The following is a 21,410-nucleotide window of genomic DNA, read 5'->3' on the forward strand; positions in this document are numbered from 1 at the left end:
ATCAAAATCTCATTTTACAATAGATACATTTTTCGCATAAGCCCTAGCCATTTGATCAGCGCGGCGTAATGGTTCACAGATTCTATATTTTGGACTTAATTGCAAGATTATATTTATGGCTGTATTAAGAGTTATTTTATTGCCAATACTTACAAAAACTGGCTTTATATTATCTTGTGTACGTAGAACTTTACCAACTATTTCTTGTTTTAAAAAAACTGCTAAACAACTACCACGTTTTTCAGCTAAATTTCCTTGGTATGGCAATAAACTACGCTTAGCACAACCAATAACTGGCAAATTAGTTTGAACACCTAACCAACAAGCCACTCCAAAACGACGCGGATGAGCAATACCATGCCCATCTACGATTAATAAAGCTGGATTTAAATTCAATTTTTTTTGTACTAACTGTATGATTTCTAAAAGAGGTGGACCCTCTCTAAAGCAAAAAAATTGTGGAATATATTCCATCTCAACACTGGTTTTTTCTACATAAGTATCAATTATTTCACCAGCATAAGTTTGAATATCCACAGCAACAAAAGCAATATTATCAAGATATTGAATATCCAAACTAAAAATAAGATCACTTGATTTGAATCTATGATCCTCATTAGGAATAATAACCTGCTTGGCTAATTGTTGTTGTAAATTAGATAATTTATTTAAATCCATAATTCTACTGATACCGATTTTGGCCTAAAGACCTGACAGGTTTTAAAAACCTGTCAGGTCTGATACGAAGTCTATTGTTAGACCTGACAGGTTTTAAAAACCTGTCAGGTCTGATACGAAGTCTATTGTTCTAATTTATCATAGCTTTAAATCCATAATTCTACTAACACCGATTTATAACTAGGTGTTTTGCTACGTTGGTCAGTTGTTTTTGGAATCAGTACATTAGATTCAGGAAAATAAGTTAGCAGATTGCCGGCTGGAATATCGAAAGAGCGTACTTTCAGAGCAAGCATCTTGCCTGTTCACGATATATGTCTTCTTGTTCATAAATAATCGTATTGAATTGCCCCTCACTGCGCACCGATGTCATGCGATAAGTTTTATCAGTTTGTCTGTATTCAGGAATCGCAATTACGCGGAAAAAAGCTTTACCATTTGTTGTCGGAAAGTCTGGTTTATGGAAAGTACGCCCATCAATTTGAAATTCTTCGCGCTTTTCCATAGCTTCAAATCCGGGAATGCTATTAGCAATGGCATCACGAATGTTGGCATGTTTGGCAAATACTGAAAAGTCGAAAATATCTTTAGCAATCACCGCGCAAGCAAGCTGATTAATCAATTCCACTTCTGAACGTAGTTCTGGAAAACGATAAATTCCGCCTTCGCTGATACGCACATAGTTGACGAAGCCATTATGTTGCGTAATCCCCATGCCCCAAGCAAAAACGGCTTTTTTAGCTGTTATATATAACTCGGCTACTTTTTCAAATGTGGCTTGATCAAGCCCTGATTGTTTAGTGATGCTATGCCAACTGGTATTTTCAATATCAACAGCATAGGCTGCAAAACCTCTGAGCCGCCACCAAGCATGGAACGCCAATCACTTGGCAAAGTAAAATTGACTAAACCTTTTTCTGTTACTGGATTGATAATAATTACCTGACCATCTGCTTGTTTATAAAGCGGCGTGGTGAGACGACCATCAAGCTTATCTAAATCACAACTTTTACAAGTATTTTTAGCATATAAGGCTTGTAATGAAGGGCTGATTCCCATCTGGCGTGCAACTTTAAGGGTATAAGCTAAAGCTGCTGTACCACCAACTGTTTTTTTCATTAGATTTTTCCCTTGCGAATATATTTATATGAACCATAAAAATAAAAAATATAACAAAACTCTCCAGCAAGCATTCTATATAAACATAAAGAAAAATTTTTTTTCTATTGAAAACCATTTAATGGCCATTATATTTATAGCAAAGGCCGTTTAATCCGTTTATTCCGTTAATCCGTTGTACTATTTTTTTTATTAAGTACAACGGATTTTCCGAATAAACGGATTGACACAATTTAACTCTTAAAGGACAAACTTTCTTGAAAAAATATACATTTATAAATGCTATGGTCTTATCTGCTGCATTAAGCGGCAATGTTTGGGCTGATTTGAAAGATGGATTGGTTGCTTATTATCCGTTTAATGGTAATGCTGAGGATGAATCGGGGAATGGGAATGATGGAACGGTTAATGGCGCGACGCTGATTGAGGATCGGCTTGGGAATAAAGGAAGTGCTTATAGTTTTGATGGAAATGATGATTATATTTGGATTGGTGATAAAGGCAAACCAGAAAGAATTACTATCAGTGCTTGGTTTAAAACCACATCTGAAAATGGGTTAGTAATAAGATACCGACTTTATGGTTATGGAATAACTTTGAGAGGAAATTCAATACATACTTATATATCTGTAGATAATAGAAATGTATACACTTTGAATACATCAAAAGGTAATTATCAGGATGGTATTTGGCATCATGTAGTATTGAGTTTTGATGGTGAACAAGCTAATTTGTATGTTGATCGGCTACTAATTACCACTGATAAGCAACATGATTCAAATTCTATATATTATCAAACAGGTGGCTTATCTATAGGAAGAGATGGTGATTATTCAAGTAATTATTTTCAAGGTGATATTGATGATCTCAGAATTTACAACCGCGCCCTATCAGAATCCGAAATCCAACAACTTTATAAGATTGAAGAGGAAGAACAAGAAAAACCACCAAAAGAAATTTCATCAAAAGCCATTTACGATATAAAAACTAAAACACTATCTTTAAAAGGTGTTTTAGTTCCATTTTTAGATGGTTTTAGCCGTGAAGAAACTGGTGAAAAAGGAATTTTTAATGTTCAATTACAGGAAAAAATTAAAGATGCTTTTGAACTCATACCTTGGAGTATAAATCTCTTAGCTATGTTTGAAGGAAAAGATACTAGCGGCTATATTAACTATGATCATGAAGCCAGATCAGTTTATATTCCTTGTTTTAAAGTTGCTACAATTGCTGAAATAGGTGATGGAATTGAAGGAAAAGTTATATTTTACAAGGATGTAACTATGAAGCAATGGAATCAATCCTATCCAATATTTCATATTAAAGATATGACTAAAGCTGATAGTTGTAAATAATTTTGTAAGTTGGGCTGATGACAGAAAGCCCAACAATGCCACTGCCATAAATTCTACAATTCTGTAAATTCTGATTCAGACAAACAATATTGTAAAAACTCTTCCATATGAGTACAGCGAATTACGTGGATAAACTAATAAATGTGATAAATCCGTTTATCCACGTCATTCGCTGTACTTATTTTATGTATATTTTCATATTCCATTTCAACGCTGGATATTTCTACATAAGTACCAATTATATCACTAGATAATTTCTTTAAACCCATATATTAAACATGACAAACAAAATTAAATTAATCGAACAATTGTTACCAAACAAATACAAAAACCATCCAATTTGGATATCACTAACAATTTTATTAGGATTTATTCTATACCAATGTACTGACACTAATGTTCAACCTAACTTTCCTGAATCCGCTTGGCTACCAACAGCAAATAATTATCCAAACCCAATTACACCGCTTGATCGTATTGGTTATGTAGTTGGTTATGATGAACAGCGTAAAAATCCAGCATGGGTATTCTATCATTTAGCCCTAATAGAAAAAAAACCAGCTGGTATTTCAAAACGACCAAGTAAATTTAATACCGACATGACTACAGAAGCCAAAGTATCACATAAAGATTATACCCATAGCGGCTATGATCGAGGGCATATGGCACCAAACTATGGTATTTCCACTCGTTATGGAAGACAAGCACAAGTAGAAACCTTCTTAATGTCAAACATTGTGCCTCAAAAATCTAACTTAAATCGAGGCGTTTGGCGAGAATTAGAAATGAAAGTAGCAAAATTAGCCAATCGTTTCGATAGCGTATATATATACACTGGTCCAATTTATGATAATCAGATTGAAACAATCGGTAAAAATAAAATAGAAATTCCAGATAGCTTCTATAAAATCATAGTAGATTTAGAAAACAATACCCCTCGCGCACTGGCGTTTATAATGCCACAAAACGTCAAGCGCAAAGATGAACCAGAAAATTTTTTAACTAGCATTGACGAAATTGAAAAACAAACAGGCTTAGACTTTTTTGCAGACTTAGAAGATTCATATGAATCTCAATTTGAAGCTAAAACAGCTAAACAAATTTGGTAAATATGACTTATATAGTTATAATTACTATCTGAAGTCGGGTTTTAGACCTGACAGGTTTTAAAAACCTGTCAGGTCTTGCGCCTAGATTAATTCTTAAAACAGGAAAATCTTATGAAACTAAAATCAGCTTTTATGGCAACAATAACACTGCTAGTATTAGTCAGTTGCGCTACATCCCCTTTAGGGCGCAAACAAGTGATGATGATGCCAGACACTCAATTAAACCAAATGGGCATAAAAAGTTTTGCAGCTTATAAACAAAAACTACCAATAGAAAGAGATTCTACTACTAATCGTTATGTTCGTTGTATTGCAAATGCGATTTTAACTGCCGCTAATTTACCTGCTAATCAATGGGAAGTCGTAGTATTTCGTGATGATTCAGCAAATGCTTTTGCTGTGCCCGGCAATAAAATTGGTGTACATACAGGTTTAATAGATATTTCTGAAAATCAACACCAATTAGCCGCTGTAATAGGGCATGAAGTGTCTCATGTGCTGGCTAAACATAGTAATGAACGCGCTTCTCAAGGTGCTCTTTTAAATACAGGATTAAATGTAGCTCAACAACTTGGTAAAAATCAAATGATAATGGGCTTATTAGGTTTAGGCGCTCAATTTGGAGTAATGTTACCTTTTAGTCGTATTCATGAAATTGAGGCTGATGAACATGGCTTGTATTTAATGTCAGCGGCAGGATTTAATCCTAATGAAAGTGTGAGATTATGGCAGAATATGAGTAAAGGCGGTGGTAAACCTCCTGAATTTTTATCAACCCATCCATCTGGGCAAACTCGTATTAGCCGCTTAAATCAGGCAATGCCTAAAGCTATGAGAAATTATAATCAAGCACAAGCGAGTGGCAGAAAACCACGTTGCGGATAAGAGGCAAAAAAAAAGCCTTTCACGAAAGTGAAAGGCAAAACCACACAAAAAGGAGAAGTCAATAATAAAATATATTCAAGATATATTCCACTTCTTTCTGCTACTCAAAAAAAACCGTTCAATCTATGAGAGAACGGCTAAATTACATAAAGGAGGAATGCGATTCAAATATATACAATATTCATTCCATCTAACTTCACAATACATAAGACAATAAAAAACCCCTTAACCAGAATAATTAAGGGGCTAAATGAGTACATAAAGGAGAAATGTACATATCGAATATATGCAATATTATTACCATATTTATTGAAGTCAAAAAAAAACCTCTCGACTAAGAGAGGTTAAAACATAAAGGAGGAATGCAATGATGTTTTAAGCATATAATATGCCATAAAATCATATTCAAACCTCACAATAATCTCAAGCTGGAATCAATACATCACCAAAATCATCTAATATATCAAATCGTGATTTTTCAACTTTTTGTGTCTTTGCATGATCTTGAGCTTGCATTTGAAGAATGCTTAAAATATGCTGATGTAACCAATTAGTAATAAAATTGATTATTTCTTCAGCGGCAAACATTTCAACCTTAACTAATTGTGTTTGTGTTTCTAATAACTTAGCTGAAAGCTCATCATATTCATCTTGATGATAATCAAGATTGGAATAATTACGTTCCTTGAAAATTCTTTCTTCAGTTTGAAAATGATAATTCATAAAGTTAAACTAAACCCTCTATGTCGCCATAAAGAACTCGTCTTCAGAACCGGACGTGAGACTTTCACCTCATCCGGCTCCCCCCATGTGGTCCTCATCGGTGCGCACCTTTTACTAATCTTTTAGCTCAATATAACTCATCACCGTCATAATATGATTTTCCAGCCTGTACCTTGACGTGTCTTTTTATCTTGGTATCTGTATATTTAATCAATATTTGATCTACGATTCCGTCTTTTTTCGTGGCAAAGCACCATTTTCTTGTACCAATGGTGTGGAAATACTTGCCTACTATCCATTTTTTTCCTTTGGAATTGTGCCTTCTTTTGGCCCATGCCCAAAGTTTTTGCCACATCAAATAGTCCAACTTTTGAAATGTTTCTGAAGCCACGCAAGTTTTGTAATAGTTTGCCCACCCCCTAATTATTGGGTTTAAACGCCAAATTACTTGTTCTTGATTCGCTGCTTTCATTTGTCTCAGCACTTCTTTGATCTTGTTTGAATGTGTTTCTATGGATTTTTTACTTGGTTTTATGAGTGTCTTGAAACCTTGTTTGTTCGCGAAATTCCTTGCTTCGTAACCAGTGGTTTTATTCTCGTAGTGCCTGCAATTGAAACCCAAAAAATCAAACCCTTCTGTGCTATGCACAATTTTAGTTTTTTCTTCTGATAATTCCAGACCACGAACCTTTAACCATTCAGCTATTATTGGCTTAGAATCTTCTATAACTTTTTTGTTTTCGTGCATTACCACAAAGTCATCGACATATCTTACGACTCTGATTTGACCATGACTTCTGTATCCTTTCTCTCTTAGCTTTTCACATAAATAACCTTCCATTCCATCTAAGGTTATATTAGCTAAAAGTGGGCTGATAATTCCGCCTTGCGGCGTGCCAATATCTGACGCTTGGAATTTTTGGTTTTCCATTACGCCTGCTTTTAACCATTGTTTAATAGTAGCTTTAGCGGCTTTACCATCTATTAGACTTAGCAAATGGTTGTGGTCAATGTTATCGAAACAAGCTTTGATGCCCGCGTCCAGTACCCATTTCTGTTTATGAGATAGACATTTGAAAATGTCTTCCAGAGCATCGTGGGTACTGTGTGCCGGCCTGAAGCCATAACTATTAGGCTCAAAAGTTGCCTCAAACTGAGGTTCTATAGCAGTTTTGATTATTCCTTGAACCACTCTATCTTTGATAGTTGGTATCCATACCCTTCTTATTGGTTTTGCACGATAATTTTTGAATGATGATTGGGCAAGTTCCATTAACTCTTTAACTAATTCTTTCTTTTGTAAAGAACTTAATGATTTAATCTTCCCAGAATTATCTTGTGTGATTATGCGAACGTTCAAGAGTATCGAGCAACTACTTCGTAAAAGTAGTTTACTTAAAGCTTTTGCTTGTTTAAGTTGACCAGTTTTGGTGGCTTTATAAATACGCTTTTGCAAATTAAAAACTCTGTTCTCAACTTTTTTCCAGACAATATCCTGCCATTCCCACTTATCTATTAGATAAGTCTTCTCAATATAGTTTTCGTTTAAAGTTTCTACTGTTATCATTTTACAATGTCTATTCACCCTGTTTATCAAGGGATTTACTATTTACGATTTACTCTCCATATGACACTAAGGTAATCCTATATCCATATAATTTCCCCTTAGTTCCTACCCGGATGCTGCGCTATCAGTTGACTGCTGACCTCGTGTGTTGCAAAACTACCACAACAGAGTGCTTTACTACACCCGTTTTTCCTCGTTCCGATAAAAATGTATTCATTGATCGTTTAGGCTTTAGCTTTACGCCGAGGTTCTTGAGTTGATTAAATCACAGACTATGAACTGTGATTTACTAACCTGTTGTGTCCTTTCGAATTACCGACGCTTCAAACGCTAATTTCTTGCGTAGCCATACTATCTTGCTTGCCTTTCATCCTTTTACGGCTTTTTACCCTTGCTCAACCAGCAACGTGTCATTGCGCCAGCCGGGTAATGCTTTTGAACATATTTCAACTAATGTTCTGGGTTTTTAACCCTACCATTTTTATCAGTTATACTGAACTCCTGTTCAGTACTCTAATCCCTGAATACTACTTCGATTTCAGTTAGTTAGAAACGAGTCGCACCATAGTAAATTCATTAAAATACCATCTGAATAAACTATGATCTACAAGCTTATTCTGCCACGCTTTATAAGCGTTTTCAAGATTATTAATTAAAGTAATTAGTTCTTGATGTTCTTCATCAATATCATTAATATTTACGCAATACTCATTAGACCATGTTATCAAAGCCATTTTGTGTCTCCTTTTATGTACCAAATAAGAGCTAACTATCTTCTATAGTTAGTACTTATTGTTTTTTTTATGGGTTAATAGATATTTTTCACTTAATTAAAATGGTCACTTTTTAAAAAAGTTTATATGCAATTCCTACCCAAATCAGTACATATACTATTATAACAATATCCTAGATTGTTATCTAGCTTTTTACATCATATATATGGCAAAGTTCGTGAATATAATAATTCATATTATTTTTTACTATTGAGAGTCAACCTTGAAACAATATATAAGCAATCTTTTTACTCAAGCATTAACTGAATTAAAAAATCAAAACATAATCCCTGAAACCGTCAATGTTTCTATAGAACGAACTCGTGATAAAAATCATGGAGATTTTGCTTGTAATGCCGCTTTAATTTTAGCTAAAACTGCCGCCATGCCTCCGCGTGCTTTGGCAGAAAAAATTATTAAACAATTAAATAATAATAATCCTGCTATAAAAAAATTTGAAATTGCGGGTCCGGGATTTATCAATGTATTTTTAACGCCACAAGCTTATTCTAAAGTCATAACAGATATATTAGAAAATAAAGACAAATATGGACACAGTAATATTGGTGCTGGGCAATCAGTAATGATTGAATTTGTTTCCGCCAATCCTACTGGTCCATTACATGTTGGACATGGGCGTGGTGCTGCTTATGGTGCGGCATTAGCTAATTTATTATCTGCTGTTTCTTATAAAGTGCATAAAGAATATTATATTAATGACGCTGGCAGACAAATGGATATTTTGGCAATTAGTGTCTGGTTACGTTATTTAGAATTGGCTGGAGAAACTTTGAACTTCCCTGCTAATGCTTATCAAGGAGATTATATTTGGGATATAGCAGCTAGTCTTCATCGTGAGCAAGGCGATAAATGGCGACATACTAGCAGTGTAGTATTTGATAATCTTCCAGATATTGCTGATAAAGAATTACATATTGATGGTTTAATTCAACGTTGTCAACAATTGCTTGGTGAGAGCGAATATAAGATAATTTTTCAACGCGCTTTAGATGTAATTACAGAAAATATTCGTCTTGATTTAGAACAATTTGGTGTGGTTTATGATCAATGGTTTCCTGAATCACGTCTAACTTCTTGCATTGATCGTTTAGCAGAACACACTTATAAAAAAGATGGTGCTTTATGGTTTAAATCCACTACTTTTGGTGATGAAAAAGATCGAGTGCTGGTTCGTGACAATGGACAATTTACCTATTTTGCTTCAGATGTCGCTTATCATTTAAATAAATTTGAACGTAATTTTGATAAAATAATTAATATTTGGGGTGCAGATCATCATGGTTATGTGGCACGAGTCAAAGCGGCAATCACTGCACTTGGCATGGATGCAGAACGTTTAAAAGTATTATTAGTACAATTTGCGGCACTATATCGTGGCAAAGAACGTTTAAAAATGTCCACTCGTAGTGGCGAATTTGTAACCTTACGTGAATTACGTCAAGAAGTTGGAACTGATGCTGCTCGCTTTTTTTATATACAACGTAAATCTGAACAGCATTTAAACTTCGATTTAGAATTAGCTAAATCTCAATCGAATGAAAATCCAATTTATTATATACAATATGCACACGCACGAATCTCAAGTGTATTTCGCAAACTAGATAATATAAAATATGAAAATGCAAATTTGGAATTGTTAAGTAATAAACACGAACAAGCTTTATTTGTGACATTATCGCGTTATCCAGAAATGATAGAAAACGCAGCCGCTGTCTATGAACCACATCAAATTACATATTATTTACGTGAACTAGCACAACAATTCCATACATTTTATGATGCAAATAAAATTTTAATAGATGATCAAGACGACTTACGTAATGCTCGTTTAAGTTTAATTGCCGCTATACAACAAGTATTACGTAATGGTTTAACCATTATAGGTGTAAAAGCACCAGAGGTAATGTAATTATGGCAACTAGAAGGCGACGTACACAACAAAATTCTTGCCCACCGGGTTGGACTTGGTTATTAGTTGGATTTTTTATGGGGGTATTTGTATCATTTTTATTTTATTTACAAAAAACGCCTCCTCAAAAAGCCACAATACCAGCACCAGTGTCTGAAAAACCACTGCCATATGGAAAATTTGAATTTTATTATCCTTCAGTAATAAAAACTGAAACTAATAAACCAGTAACAGAATTAGTCACAAATCCCGGTAGATATTTATTACAAGTTGGTTCTTATCGAGAACAAGATGGTGCTGAAGGATTAAAAAGACATATAGAATCATTCGGTATAACAACTAATATTGCAAAAACTAACTTGACTAACAAAGGGCGTTGGTATCGAGTTCAAATTGGACCATTTACAGATTTAAATAAATTAAATCAAACCAGCGCGAAATTAAAAGCCAACGGTATAAATGCGATTGTTAGAAAATATTAAATAATTGAGAAACCTTCAGCCTCAAGCATACGAACCAGACGAATTAAAGGCAAACCTATTATTGCTGTTGGATCACTACCAATCATTCTATCTAATAAGGCTATACCTAAACCTTCTGATTTAAAACTACCAGCACAATTATAAGGTTGATCTATTTTTAAATAATTTTCTATTTGTGTGCTTGTGAGTTGGCGAAATTTAACAGCAAAATGTACTACATCAGTTTGAATTTTATCAGTTTCAGTATTAATTACTGATAATCCAGTCAGAAAATCTACTTGTTTACCAGAAACCTGATTTAATTGTTTCACTGCTTGTTCATGATTACCCGGTTTACCTAAAATGGTATTATTATCTACAACTGCGACTTGATCAGAACCTATAACTAAAGCGCGTTCTAATTTAGCAGATTTGGCTTTTAATATAGATAAACGAGTTACCAATTGAGTTGGCGATTCATTTTCAAGCGGTGTTTCATCAACTAATGGTGCAACAGTTTCAAAAGCAATATGAAGACGACTTAGAATTTCTTTTCTAAATGGAGATGTTGAAGCAAGTACTAAAGTTTTTGACATATTTTTCTATTTATTATATAATACATACATTAAATGTTAGATAAATTACCCAATTTTATTGATGCAAAGCGTTTTACTTTGCAAGATTGTCATTTAAAAGGAAATGTTGATCTAGCAGAAATGTCAAGATTACAGGATAGTCTATATAATCAAGATGGAACTGTAGAAATTGATTGGCATTTTACAACTAATGAACAACATCGCTCAATTATTACAGGTAATATACAAACAACTGTAAATGTGTTATGTCAACGTTGTTTGCAAGTGATGTTATTACCAATTGAGACAAAAGTTGCGTTAATCATATTAAATAATGAAGATCAAGAAGTACCTCAGAATTATGAAGCTTTAATACTTACAAATCCTGAAGTTTCATTATATAATATGATTGAAGATGAACTACTGTTAGCATTACCGATTGTAAGCTATCATACAGATTGTTCATCAAATCAATATAAAAGATTAAAATCAGATCCAGAAGATCTGAAAGAAAACCCCTTTAAAATTTTAGAAAATTTAAATTTATAATAGGAATATAAATAAAATATGGCAGTCCAACAAAATCGTAAAACCCGTTCCAAACGAGGTATGCGCCGTTCCCATGATAGCTTAAAGGGACCAACTTTATCTATTGAACCCACATTAGGAGAAGAACATCTCCGTCATCATATTAGCCCATCTGGTTATTATAAAGGACGTAAAATCATTACAACTAAGGATGATAATAGTTGACACTGCGTATTGCATTAGATGCGATGAGTGGTGATCATGGACCATCAATAGTTATTCCAGCCGCTGCACAAATATTAGCAGAATTTGATAATGTAGAGCTAACTCTTGTTGGTGATGAAAAGGTAATAAATCCTTTAATCGCTCAACAATCTACTAAAATACAACAAAGCTTATCTGTTCATCATGCTACTCAACGAGTAGAAATGGATGAACTTCCTTCGCGTGCTTTACGTTATAAGAAAGATTCATCTATGCGCGTTGCTATTAATTTAGTTAAGCAAGGTGAAGCAGATGCTTGTGTTAGTGCTGGTAATACTGGTGCATTAATGGCAACTGCTCGTTATGTACTAAAAACTTTACCCGGTATTGATCGCCCTGCTATAATTAGTGCAATACCTAACATGGAAGAAACAACTACCCATGTACTTGATTTAGGTGCTAATATTGACAGCAGTGCCGAACAATTATTTCAATTTGCAATCATGGGTTCAGTATTAGCTGAAGCCGTCGATAATTTAGCTAATCCACGTATTGGATTATTAAATATTGGCGAAGAAGAAATAAAAGGCAATGAACAAATTAAAGCGGCAGCAAAACGCTTAAATGCGATTTCCGATATTAATTATATTGGTTTTGTTGAAGGCGATGATATTAACAAAGGTACTGTTGATGTCGTAGTATGTGATGGTTTTGTGGGTAATGTATCTTTAAAAACCACAGAAGGTGTGGCTAAAATGATCAGCCATTATGTGAAACAAAGTTTTAATAAAAATTGGCTGACACGTTTAGCAGCATTAATTTGTCTGCCGATATTAAAAGATATACGTAATAAAATTGATCCGCGTCGTTATAATGGGGCAAGTTTATTAGGTTTACGTGGTATTGTTATCAAAAGTCATGGTAGTGCTGATGTATTATCATTTAGCTATGCCATTAGAGAAGCAATAATTGAAGTACAAAAAAACGTCCCATCAAAAATTAGCCAACAATTAGCAACCTTGTTAAACGAACAAAAGGCAAACTGAGTGAGTTATTCTCGTATTATTGGAACCGGTGGTTATCTACCAGATAGAATTTTGACTAATGCAGAATTAGCAACTATGGTAGAAACTAGCGATCAATGGATCGTAGAACGCACTGGCATACGTACTCGTCATTTAGCTGCTGCTGATCAAGGAACTTGCGATTTAGCAGAACAAGCGGCTCGTCGCGCATTAGAAGCAGCTAATCTTGATGCTGCTGAATTAGATTTAATCATTGTAGCTACTACTACGCCGGATCGAATTTTTCCTAGCACTGCCTGCCTTCTACAAGAACGATTAGGGAATAATCATGCCGCTGCATTTGATGTACAAGCTGTTTGTAGTGGTTTTATTTATGGTTTAAGCATTGCCGATAAATTTATCAAAACTGGCAGCGTCAAACGCGCTTTAGTTATAGGTGCAGAAGTTTTTTCGCGCTTAGTAGATTGGAAAGATCGTAATACTTGTGTATTATTTGGTGATGGTGCCGGCGCAGTGATATTAGAAGCCAGCTCAGAACCCGGTATCTTATCTACTAGCTTACATGCTGATGGTTCCCATAAAGATAAATTAACCGTTCCTGCTACAGTTAGACAAGGCAAACTTGATGGTAATGGCTTTACCGAAATGAAAGGTAATGAAGTTTTCAAATTTGCAGTTAAAATATTAGGCAGTCTAGTTGAAGAAGTCTTGACAAAAAATCAATTAAATACTAGTGATATTGACTGGTTAATTCCCCATCAAGCAAATATTCGGATTATATCCGCAACCGCCAAAAAATTAAATCTACCTATAGAAAAAGTAATATTAACCGTATCAGAACATGGTAATACCTCAGCTGCATCAATACCATTAGCCTTAGATGTAGGTGTACGTGATGGACGTATTAAACGTGGGGATACTATGTTATTAGAAGCAATCGGTGGAGGATTTACTTGGGGAGCAGCTTTAATTAAATTATGACACACGCATTTATTTTTCCCGGGCAAGGTTCTCAATCAGTCGGAATGTTAGCCGACTTAAATGCAACTTACCCAATAGTGCAGCAAACCTTTGAACAAGCAAGTGATATTTTACATTATGACTTATGGAAACTAAGTCAAAATGGACCAAAAGAAAGCTTAAATCAAACCGAAAAAACCCAACCCGTCTTATTAGCTGCTAGTGTAGCTTTATGGCGTATTTGGCAAGATCAAGGTGGTAGTAGCAAACCTAGCTTTATGGCAGGGCATAGCTTTGGTGAATATAGTGCCTTAGTTTGTGCTGGTGCATTAGCATATGAAGATGCAGTTAGCTTAGCCCAAGATCGTGGGCGTTTTATGCAAGCAGCAGTGCCAGAAGGTGAAGGTGCAATGGCGGCTATCTTAGGTTTAAAAGATGAACAAGTGATTGAAGCTTGTAAAGCTCAAGCACAAGTTGTTTCAGCAGTGAATTTTAACGCCCCCGGGCAAGTTGTTATTGCTGGGAATGCTGCCGGAGTAGAAGCTGCAATTGCAGCAGCTAAAAAGCTTGGTGCAAAAAAGGCAATTAAATTACCTGTAAGCGTTCCATCTCATAGTAGCTTAATGAAACCCGCTGCTGAACAAATGGCTGAAAGATTAAAAGATGTCACTATAACAGTGCCAAAAATTGCCGTAATTCACAATGTAGATACCTCCATAAAAACCCAAGCACCTGATATTGCTACAGCTTTAGTACAGCAATTACATAATCCAGTGCTATGGGTAGCAACAATTGAAAAGATGATTGCAGAAGGAGTTACCACATTAATTGAATGCGGAGCTGGAAAAGTATTAACCGGCTTAAATAAACGCATTTCGCGTCAAACAACTGCAAAAACACTAGAACAAGCTTTAGAGACAGCAGCATGAACTTAGATTTAACTGGAGAAATAGCTTTAGTAACAGGAGCTAGTCGTGGAATAGGTAAAGGAATTGCCTTAGCTTTAGCCCAAGCAGGAGCTGTTGTTATTGGAACCGCAACTAGTTCTGCTGGTGCTGATAACATCACTGAATATTTAACTGATTATCAAGGTGAAGGCAAAGTACTAGATATTACAGATACTGATAGCATTAAAAACTTATTTGATGACATACAAAGTCCGAGTATTCTAGTCAATAATGCTGGTATTACTCGTGATTCATTATTTGTACGCATGAAAGATGATGATTGGAATGCAGTAATTGATGCCAATTTAAGTTCAGTATATCGCCTATCAAAAGCCGTATTGCGCCCAATGACAAAAGCGCGACATGGACGTATAATTACAATTACCAGTATAATAGGTTTAACTGGAAATGCTGGGCAAACAAATTATGCAGCGGCAAAAGCCGGTACAATAGCATTTAGCAAATCACTTGCAAAAGAAGTAGGTAGTCGTAATATTACAGTCAACACAGTTGCACCGGGATTTATTGAAACCGATATGACACGTGGATTGATAGAAAAACAACAAGAAGCAATGTTAAAAAATATCCCACTGAACCGTATTGGCAATGTAGATGATATTGCAGCTGCGGTAGTATTTTTAGCCTCAAAAGCATCGGGGTATATTACAGGTGAAACCATACATGTCAATGGTGGCATGTATATGTCATAAGGAGAAAATATAAAATGAGTATTGAAGAAAAAGTAAAAGGTATAGTTGTAGAACAATTAGGTGTTCAAGCAGATCAAGTTAAAACAGATTCCTCTTTTGTTGATGATTTAGGTGCAGATTCTCTTGATACAGTTGAATTAGTAATGGCATTAGAAGAAGAATTTGGATGCGAAATTCCAGATGAAGATGCAGAAAAAATTACAACTGTAAAAGAAGCAGTTTCTTATATACAGGATCATCAAAAATAATTTCATAACAATCCGTTGGGCTTACTTTTGTCAGCCCAACCTACAACATAAATATCGTGACTAAAAGACGTGTAGTAATTACTGGTTTAGGAGCTGTTTCTCCAGTAGGTTTAACAGTAGAAGAAAGTTGGAAAGCTATATTAGCAGGCAAAAGTGGTATTGCAAAAATCACCAATTTTGATATTTCTAGTTTTCCTAGTCAAATAGCAGGGCAAGTCAAAGGTTTTGATGTAAAACAATATTTGTCAGCTAAAGATGCAAGAAAAATGGATCCATTTATCCATTATGGAATTGCTGCTGCAACTCAAGCTATTGAAGATGCAGGATTAGAAATAACAGAAACTAATGCAGAACGAATTGGTGTAGCAATTGGCGCAGGAATAGGCGGATTACCCGGAATTGAAAAAGGTCATAATGCCTATTTAAAAGCTGGAGTACGTAAAATATCCCCATTTTTTGTACCTGCTAATATTATAAATATGATCTCTGGTAATTTATCAGTTAAATATGGTTTAAAGGGTCCAAATTATGCAATTTCAACAGCCTGTTCCACAGGAACTCATAATATTGGAAATGCCGCTCGCCTAATTCAATATGGTGATGCAGATGTTATGATTGCTGGTGGTGCCGAAATGGCAAGTTCAGAAATGGGAATGGGTGGTTTTGGAGCAGCCCGTGCATTATCTACCCGTAACGACGATCCAGAAACAGCTAGCCGCCCTTGGGATATTGATCGTGATGGCTTTGTATTAGGTGATGGTGCTGGCGTTTTAGTATTAGAAGAATATGAAACTGCAAAACAACGCGGTGCCAAAATATATGCAGAATTAGTAGGTTCAGGTATGAGTGGTGACGCATATCACATGACTTTACCGCCTAAAGATGGCAATGGCGCACGACGTTGCATGTTAAATGCCTTAAACGATGCAAAAATAAATCCAGAACAAGTAAACTATATAAATGCACATGGCACCTCAACTCCAGCAGGCGATAAAGTAGAAACACTAGCAATAAAAACAGCCTTTGGCGATTATGCGAAAAATTTAGCAATCAGCTCTACGAAATCCATGACTGGACATTTATTAGGAGCAGCAGGAGGATTAGAAGCCATATTCAGTATATTAAGTATTCGCGATCAAGTTGCACCACCGACAATTAATATACATAATATTGATCCTGAATGTGAAGGCTTAGATTATGTAGCAAACCAAGCCAAAGAAATGACAATTGAAGTAGCAGTGTCAAACTCCTTTGGATTTGGAGGCACTAATGGCAGCTTGGTGTTTAGGAAATGTTAAGAATCCTATTATTCCTCTTCTTATTCATCACTCTCGTAGTTAGCACAATAGCGGGAGGTGGTTATTGGGTTTATAAAAATAAACTTCATATGCCAATTGCATTATCTGAAGATGTGCATCATATGGTAGAGCCTAATACCACCTTGCGCACCGTTGCCATTAACTTAATGGATAAAAAACTTCTAAATTACCCAACTGCATTATTATGGGTAAATTTAGCGCGTTGGCAAAAAAAAGCTCATAAAATTAAAGCTGGAGAATATCTGATAAATGTTGGAATTACCCCTCAACAACTATTAGATAAAATGATTGCTGGTAAAACCGTAAAGTATAAATTAACCATACCTGAAGGTTGGAATTTCAAACAAGTTTTAGCCGCAATACGTAAACATCCGAAACTAATTCAAACTTTGGATGATAATGATACGATCATGGCAAAACTTGGATTTGCAAATCAGCATCCAGAAGGGCGTTTTTATCCAGATACTTATATTTTTACCAGCAAAACTACCGACGTTGCGCTTTTAAAGCGAGCTTATAAAATGATGCAAAGCAAATTAGCAGCCGCTTGGAAAAAACGCGATGATAATTTACCTCTAAAAACTCCATATCAAGCTTTAATATTAGCATCAATAATAGAAAAAGAAACGGCTGCTGCTGTAGAACGCCCATTAATTGGTGGTGTATTTACCAGACGCTTAAAAAAAGGAATGTTATTACAAACTGATCCAACAGTGATTTATGCACTATCTGAAGCTTACGATGGCAAAATTTACAAACGAGATCTAAGAATTGATAGCCCTTATAATACTTATAGATACAAAGGATTACCGCCAACACCTATCGCAATGCCCGGAATTGCAGCCATAGAAGCCGCTCTACATCCTAGCGAAGGAACTACCCTATATTTTGTTGCAAAAGGCAATCAAGGCTACCATTATTTTTCTTCAAACTTAAAAGAACATGATTGTGCAGTGATAAAATATCTACTAACAAAACATTCATCTAGTTATAAACGCTGGTGTAGAAAACGTCCAAGTTGTCAAGCCTGCCGCAGCTAATGAACATAGGAATTTGTGGCAGTCATCGAACTGGCAAAACAACATTAGCAGCAGCAATTGCCAAACAAAAGCAAATAAAATTTGTAAAAACCAACACTAGCGGCGTATTTGCAGAGCATGGATTAGATCCATCTCAGCCGCTAGACTTTAAAACTCGCTTATCAATTCAACACCACGTAATAGAAGCCGCTATTACAATTTGGCAAGCAGAAACCAAAGCTTTCATAACAGATCGAACTCCCATAGACTTCATGGCTTACACACTAGCAGAAATACAAGGCGACACTGAAGTCGATTACTCTCAACTAGAAAGCTATCTGAACAAATGCTTTAAAGTATGCAAGCAATACTTTAACAAACTAATAATAGTACAACCAGCAATACCATTAGTATATGAAACAGGCAAAGCAGCCCTAAATCGCGCCTATATGGAACATCTAAATAGCTTAATTCAAGGATTATGTGCAGATGAACGGCAACATTGTACTAGTATTTTAATTCCACGCCAGACATTGAGTATTGAAGAACGGATTGATTTAGTTGGATAAAAGCATAATATTTCATATACTCTCTGTTACCTGTTGGATGGATTCCAAAATAACCTGCAACATAAACTCTATAAAAACAGTGCTTTCTCCATCATTGCCCGATTGCTGTAGTGCATGATAATAATCCTGTTGATAATCCCTGATCACACTTTCCACTGGTATAGTTTGAAACAGGGGTTTCCAGTTATTTAAAATCAGTGTCTGCCACAAACGACCCATCCTACCATTGCCATCAATGAATGGATGGATAAATTCAAACTCATAGTGAAAAATACTACTGCTAATTAAAGGATGTTCTGCTGACTGTTGCAACCAGTCAAACAGCTCAGCCATTAAGCCTGATACCATATTTGCTGGTGGTGCAATATGAGTAACACCTTCTTTTCCATACACACCAACAGATTGTGTGCGAAAGTGTCCAGCACGGGTTAATATTTGCCCCATCATCAATTGATGTGCCTTGAGCAAATGATCTATATTATAGCAATCATAGTGCGGAAACTGCTCATAAACAGCAATTGCCCCTTGCACTTCGGCTAGTTCTTTGGGTGTACTTAATACTCTTTTCCCTTCCAATACAGCAGATACTTTTTGTTCTGAAAAACTATTACCCTCTATTTGCAGTGTGCCAGTAATGGTTTTGATCTTGTTGATTTTGCGTAGTTTGGGCGTATTCAGCTTTGAATCTATGTATTTTATCTCTCCTAATATTTCAGCAATATTAGTTAGAAAATGGGTTATTTTTGTAGTGATACGGTAGGGTGGTTGATAGCTCATCATTTTATCCTTTATTTTTAAAGATTTTGCAAAACTATTTGCTCTAAGCTAATGCATCACTGGGTTTAACACTTTCCATTACCACTATTGTGATTGCTTGGATATTTTATCGTCCAAGTTGTGAGGCTTGCCCAAAGCAGCCCTAAATCGCGCCTACATGGAACATTGAAGATATTTAAAACTTATAATCAATCTCAAGCATAATATTTTTTACCTTAACATTATCATTATTAATAGGTACTTCTTTGGCTTTATGCTGAGCATATCTAAGGTGAATCAGGAAGTTGTCGATCTTTTTGCCAATCCCTAGCATATAACTCTCTTTAAACTCCATAGCGTGATGTTGTACTTTAAGTCCTTCATTCATAACAGCAAATATACGTTCTCCTAGATAGGTTCCTACACCAAGGTGGTAACCTTTATAATGAGCATGACCCTTTAGTCCCAAGCTAAAGTAGTTGTTCTTGGCTTTTTTGCTAAAGTTATTGCTGTTTTTATCGTTGAGGTGGATGTACTTCCCTATAACTGCACTGATAAACTCTATATTGTTAAACTTTTTTTTGAAGCCAAGTTTAAGATCACTCTGATAAACATCAAAGTTCTTATAGTCACTAAGGTATTGCGTTAAACTTAGTGTTTTGTAGCGATAGCCTAAACCATAAATATGACCTCCATCAGTCTCTTTCATCAGGTTATCATCTATGTTGGCATAGGATAAAGATAAGTTATTCTTTTTGGATATGTTATATTGATATTTTAAGGTATGTTTTTTTACTTCTAGATCTTTATTGAGCCTCTTTGTTGTATCGGTATAGGTCTCTTCATAATAGAACTGATAATGGTGTTTGTGATCTTGATGGTCTAGTTCTATACCATAACGTTTACCATTGTCTTTCTTTTTTGAGTTCTCAAAATCTAGCGTTCCATAGTTGATTTTAATATTTGTATTACCAACATGCTTATGATGATCTTCTTCCAAAGCATATGATGTAGTAGATATGACTGTCAATAGCACTATCAGGTTTAATTTTTCATTTTTATCCATAAGAATATTAGGTAATAAGGTCTTTAAATTACAAATGATGATTTCTCATATGGTTTAGGTTATAAATAATAATACCATTTTTTTTTAAATTTGTCTATTAATATCTGAGCTTGCGCTGACTGCGTATCTCACGTTCTAGCCTTGTAGGGTCGGTGATAACCGACCATTTTACTACAGATACTTCATAAGATTTTTATCGAGTTTCAGACCTGACAGGTCTTTAAAGCTAAACGTATCGGTGGAAATTGGGCAACAGTAGCTGTTACAAGTAGCCCATAAGCCGGTAAATTTGCTAAGTTTTCCGCTAATTATCATGTTTAAGTTTATCTTCCATTAACATATTGAACAATGTATCAGCCGCATTGGAGGTTTGATTAGTCGAAATATTTATTTCCATTTTGTATCTCCTGTTATAACTATGAGGAATAATGTAAGTACAACGAATTACGTGGATAATATAATTAATTTTATAGACTTATTCGTTTATCCACGCCATTCGTTGTACTCTATACAAACAACCGCCATCCATCAAAAAAGCAGTAGTAAATCAAAAATAGGTGAGCGGCAATCAGTAACAGAAAAGCGAAGCGAGCTAACCAAGAGGGAGTGCCGGTTTTTAAACTGTTATCCACGAAGCCCGCCTCTTCATCCAAATCTCCAAACGCCAATTGCATTATCTGAAGATGTGCATCATATGGTAGAGCCTAATACCACCTTGCGCAGAGTTGCCATTAACTTAATGGATAAAAAACTTCTAAATTACCCAACTGCATTTTTATGGGTAAATTTAGCGCGTTGGCAAAAAAGAGCTCATAAAATTAAAGCTGGAGAATATCTGATAAATGTTGGAATTTCAAACAAGTTTTAGCCGCAATACGTAAACA

Annotated in this window: 25 protein-coding genes; 16 read left to right on the plus strand and 9 right to left on the minus strand. The window is 35.3% G+C overall.

Annotated elements, in window-relative coordinates; all coding sequences use genetic code 11:
- Positions 1-9 precede the first annotated feature (9 nt).
- From BHU68_RS03315 to BHU68_RS03320, 3 genes are all read right to left on the minus strand, one after another.
- Positions 10-678 carry an endonuclease V gene (locus BHU68_RS03315; RefSeq protein WP_069471927.1) on the minus strand — a complete coding sequence of 223 codons (669 nt, stop codon included), beginning with the start codon at positions 676-678 and terminating at the stop codon, positions 10-12.
- Positions 679-824: 146 nt separating this feature from the next.
- Positions 825-974 (minus strand): hypothetical protein, encoded by a 150-nt coding sequence (locus BHU68_RS17105; protein ID WP_171899603.1) that lies wholly within the window; start codon positions 972-974, stop codon positions 825-827.
- Entirely contained in the window at positions 962-1,561 is a 600-nt protein-coding gene (locus BHU68_RS03320) for a hypothetical protein (protein WP_141700003.1), read from the minus strand. The genes BHU68_RS17105 and BHU68_RS03320 overlap by 13 nt, the downstream gene beginning before the upstream one ends.
- Positions 1,562-2,054: 493 nt before the next feature.
- Between BHU68_RS03320 and BHU68_RS03330 the strand changes: the two genes are divergently transcribed.
- The 3 genes from BHU68_RS03330 to BHU68_RS03340 all read left to right on the plus strand — a co-directional run bounded on the left by BHU68_RS03330 (position 2,055) and on the right by BHU68_RS03340 (position 5,146).
- Positions 2,055-3,152: a LamG domain-containing protein gene (locus BHU68_RS03330; protein ID WP_069471930.1), complete on the plus strand. Its 1,098-nt coding sequence runs from the start codon at positions 2,055-2,057 to the stop codon at positions 3,150-3,152.
- A 278-nt stretch (positions 3,153-3,430) separates the two neighbouring features.
- On the plus strand, positions 3,431-4,261 hold the full coding sequence (locus tag BHU68_RS03335) for a DNA/RNA non-specific endonuclease (RefSeq protein WP_069471931.1): 831 nt from the start codon (positions 3,431-3,433) through the stop codon (positions 4,259-4,261).
- A gap of 111 nt (positions 4,262-4,372) precedes the next feature.
- Positions 4,373-5,146: a M48 family metallopeptidase gene (locus tag BHU68_RS03340; protein WP_069471932.1), complete on the plus strand. Its 774-nt coding sequence runs from the start codon at positions 4,373-4,375 to the stop codon at positions 5,144-5,146.
- A gap of 423 nt (positions 5,147-5,569) precedes the next feature.
- On the opposite strand, the gene BHU68_RS03345 is transcribed toward BHU68_RS03340, so the two are convergent.
- The 3 genes from BHU68_RS03345 to BHU68_RS03355 all read right to left on the minus strand — a co-directional run bounded on the left by BHU68_RS03345 (position 5,570) and on the right by BHU68_RS03355 (position 8,164).
- Entirely contained in the window at positions 5,570-5,869 is a 300-nt protein-coding gene (locus tag BHU68_RS03345; RefSeq protein WP_069471933.1) for a hemerythrin family protein, read from the minus strand.
- A gap of 127 nt (positions 5,870-5,996) precedes the next feature.
- Positions 5,997-7,436, minus strand: a complete 1,440-nt coding sequence (gene ltrA / locus BHU68_RS03350) for a group II intron reverse transcriptase/maturase (RefSeq protein ID WP_069471934.1) — start codon at positions 7,434-7,436, stop codon at positions 5,997-5,999.
- A 542-nt stretch (positions 7,437-7,978) separates the two neighbouring features.
- Entirely contained in the window at positions 7,979-8,164 is a 186-nt protein-coding gene (locus BHU68_RS03355) for a hypothetical protein (RefSeq protein ID WP_171900383.1), read from the minus strand.
- Between the two features lie 268 nt (positions 8,165-8,432).
- On the opposite strand from BHU68_RS03355, the gene argS reads away from it, so the two are divergent.
- The gene (gene argS, locus BHU68_RS03360) at positions 8,433-10,139 is read left to right on the plus strand and encodes an arginine--tRNA ligase (RefSeq protein WP_069471936.1); all 1,707 of its coding nucleotides are present in this window, start codon (positions 8,433-8,435) and stop codon (positions 10,137-10,139) included.
- Between the two features lie 2 nt (positions 10,140-10,141).
- Positions 10,142-10,621, plus strand: coding sequence for an SPOR domain-containing protein (locus BHU68_RS03365; protein WP_069471937.1), 480 nt, complete (start codon positions 10,142-10,144; stop codon positions 10,619-10,621).
- On the opposite strand, the gene BHU68_RS03370 is transcribed toward BHU68_RS03365, so the two are convergent.
- The gene (locus tag BHU68_RS03370; RefSeq protein ID WP_069471938.1) at positions 10,618-11,196 is read right to left on the minus strand and encodes a Maf family protein; all 579 of its coding nucleotides are present in this window, start codon (positions 11,194-11,196) and stop codon (positions 10,618-10,620) included. The genes BHU68_RS03365 and BHU68_RS03370 overlap by 4 nt on opposite strands.
- A gap of 33 nt (positions 11,197-11,229) precedes the next feature.
- On the opposite strand from BHU68_RS03370, the gene BHU68_RS03375 reads away from it, so the two are divergent.
- The 10 genes from BHU68_RS03375 to BHU68_RS03420 are packed head-to-tail and all read left to right on the plus strand — an operon-like array spanning position 11,230 to position 18,704.
- Complete coding sequence (locus BHU68_RS03375) at positions 11,230-11,724, plus strand: YceD family protein (RefSeq protein ID WP_069471939.1); 495 nt, start codon at positions 11,230-11,232, stop codon at positions 11,722-11,724.
- Positions 11,725-11,742: 18 nt separating this feature from the next.
- Complete coding sequence (rpmF, locus tag BHU68_RS03380) at positions 11,743-11,928, plus strand: 50S ribosomal protein L32 (protein ID WP_069471940.1); 186 nt, start codon at positions 11,743-11,745, stop codon at positions 11,926-11,928.
- Positions 11,925-12,953, plus strand: coding sequence for a phosphate acyltransferase PlsX (gene plsX, locus BHU68_RS03385; protein WP_083234240.1), 1,029 nt, complete (start codon positions 11,925-11,927; stop codon positions 12,951-12,953). Before rpmF ends, plsX begins: the two co-directional genes overlap by 4 nt.
- Positions 12,954-13,913 carry a beta-ketoacyl-ACP synthase III gene (locus BHU68_RS03390; protein WP_069471941.1) on the plus strand — a complete coding sequence of 320 codons (960 nt, stop codon included), beginning with the start codon at positions 12,954-12,956 and terminating at the stop codon, positions 13,911-13,913.
- The gene (gene fabD, locus BHU68_RS03395) at positions 13,910-14,821 is read left to right on the plus strand and encodes an ACP S-malonyltransferase (protein WP_069471942.1); all 912 of its coding nucleotides are present in this window, start codon (positions 13,910-13,912) and stop codon (positions 14,819-14,821) included. The genes BHU68_RS03390 and fabD overlap by 4 nt, the downstream gene beginning before the upstream one ends.
- A complete protein-coding gene (gene fabG, locus BHU68_RS03400; RefSeq protein WP_069471943.1) occupies positions 14,818-15,549 on the plus strand; it encodes a 3-oxoacyl-ACP reductase FabG in 732 nt (243 codons plus the stop codon). The genes fabD and fabG overlap by 4 nt, the downstream gene beginning before the upstream one ends.
- 14 nt (positions 15,550-15,563) lie before the next feature.
- Complete coding sequence (gene acpP, locus BHU68_RS03405) at positions 15,564-15,797, plus strand: acyl carrier protein (protein WP_069471944.1); 234 nt, start codon at positions 15,564-15,566, stop codon at positions 15,795-15,797.
- 56 nt (positions 15,798-15,853) lie between these two features.
- Complete coding sequence (gene fabF, locus BHU68_RS03410; RefSeq protein WP_069471945.1) at positions 15,854-17,095, plus strand: beta-ketoacyl-ACP synthase II; 1,242 nt, start codon at positions 15,854-15,856, stop codon at positions 17,093-17,095.
- Positions 17,089-18,156: an endolytic transglycosylase MltG gene (gene mltG / locus BHU68_RS03415; protein ID WP_069471946.1), complete on the plus strand. Its 1,068-nt coding sequence runs from the start codon at positions 17,089-17,091 to the stop codon at positions 18,154-18,156. Before fabF ends, mltG begins: the two co-directional genes overlap by 7 nt.
- Positions 18,156-18,704, plus strand: a complete 549-nt coding sequence (locus BHU68_RS03420) for an AAA family ATPase (RefSeq protein WP_069471947.1) — start codon at positions 18,156-18,158, stop codon at positions 18,702-18,704. Before mltG ends, BHU68_RS03420 begins: the two co-directional genes overlap by 1 nt.
- A gap of 12 nt (positions 18,705-18,716) precedes the next feature.
- Here BHU68_RS03420 and BHU68_RS03425 read toward each other — a convergent pair whose 3' ends face one another.
- Both BHU68_RS03425 and BHU68_RS03430 read right to left on the minus strand, forming a co-directional pair.
- Positions 18,717-19,484, minus strand: a complete 768-nt coding sequence (locus tag BHU68_RS03425; RefSeq protein ID WP_083235008.1) for a Fic family protein — start codon at positions 19,482-19,484, stop codon at positions 18,717-18,719.
- Between the two features lie 172 nt (positions 19,485-19,656).
- Entirely contained in the window at positions 19,657-20,526 is an 870-nt protein-coding gene (locus BHU68_RS03430; RefSeq protein WP_069471949.1) for a hypothetical protein, read from the minus strand.
- Between the two features lie 448 nt (positions 20,527-20,974).
- On the opposite strand from BHU68_RS03430, the gene BHU68_RS16840 reads away from it, so the two are divergent.
- Entirely contained in the window at positions 20,975-21,394 is a 420-nt protein-coding gene (locus tag BHU68_RS16840) for an endolytic transglycosylase MltG (RefSeq protein ID WP_141699531.1), read from the plus strand.
- Positions 21,395-21,410: the final 16 nt, after the last annotated feature.

Source organism: Candidatus Marithrix sp. Canyon 246 (assembly GCF_001723685.1).
Lineage (GTDB): Bacteria > Pseudomonadota > Gammaproteobacteria > Beggiatoales > Beggiatoaceae > Marithrix.

Excerpts from the sequence above, each read along its gene's own strand:
- BHU68_RS03315 (WP_069471927.1), bottom strand. The coding sequence starts at position 678 with ATGGATTTAAATAAATTATCTAATTTACAACAACAATTAGCCAAGCAG.
- BHU68_RS17105 (WP_171899603.1), bottom strand. The coding sequence starts at position 974 with ATGCTTGCTCTGAAAGTACGCTCTTTCGATATTCCAGCCGGCAATCTG.
- BHU68_RS03335 (WP_069471931.1), top strand. The coding sequence starts at position 3,431 with ATGACAAACAAAATTAAATTAATCGAACAATTGTTACCAAACAAATAC.
- BHU68_RS03340 (WP_069471932.1), top strand. The coding sequence starts at position 4,373 with ATGAAACTAAAATCAGCTTTTATGGCAACAATAACACTGCTAGTATTA.
- BHU68_RS03345 (WP_069471933.1), bottom strand. The coding sequence starts at position 5,869 with ATGAATTATCATTTTCAAACTGAAGAAAGAATTTTCAAGGAACGTAAT.
- ltrA (WP_069471934.1), bottom strand. The coding sequence starts at position 7,436 with ATGATAACAGTAGAAACTTTAAACGAAAACTATATTGAGAAGACTTAT.
- BHU68_RS03365 (WP_069471937.1), top strand. The coding sequence starts at position 10,142 with ATGGCAACTAGAAGGCGACGTACACAACAAAATTCTTGCCCACCGGGT.
- BHU68_RS03370 (WP_069471938.1), bottom strand. The coding sequence starts at position 11,196 with ATGTCAAAAACTTTAGTACTTGCTTCAACATCTCCATTTAGAAAAGAA.
- BHU68_RS03375 (WP_069471939.1), top strand. The coding sequence starts at position 11,230 with ATGTTAGATAAATTACCCAATTTTATTGATGCAAAGCGTTTTACTTTG.
- rpmF (WP_069471940.1), top strand. The coding sequence starts at position 11,743 with ATGGCAGTCCAACAAAATCGTAAAACCCGTTCCAAACGAGGTATGCGC.
- fabD (WP_069471942.1), top strand. The coding sequence starts at position 13,910 with ATGACACACGCATTTATTTTTCCCGGGCAAGGTTCTCAATCAGTCGGA.
- fabG (WP_069471943.1), top strand. The coding sequence starts at position 14,818 with ATGAACTTAGATTTAACTGGAGAAATAGCTTTAGTAACAGGAGCTAGT.
- acpP (WP_069471944.1), top strand. The coding sequence starts at position 15,564 with ATGAGTATTGAAGAAAAAGTAAAAGGTATAGTTGTAGAACAATTAGGT.
- mltG (WP_069471946.1), top strand. The coding sequence starts at position 17,089 with ATGTTAAGAATCCTATTATTCCTCTTCTTATTCATCACTCTCGTAGTT.
- BHU68_RS03420 (WP_069471947.1), top strand. The coding sequence starts at position 18,156 with ATGAACATAGGAATTTGTGGCAGTCATCGAACTGGCAAAACAACATTA.
- BHU68_RS03425 (WP_083235008.1), bottom strand. The coding sequence starts at position 19,484 with ATGATGAGCTATCAACCACCCTACCGTATCACTACAAAAATAACCCAT.
- BHU68_RS03430 (WP_069471949.1), bottom strand. The coding sequence starts at position 20,526 with ATGGATAAAAATGAAAAATTAAACCTGATAGTGCTATTGACAGTCATA.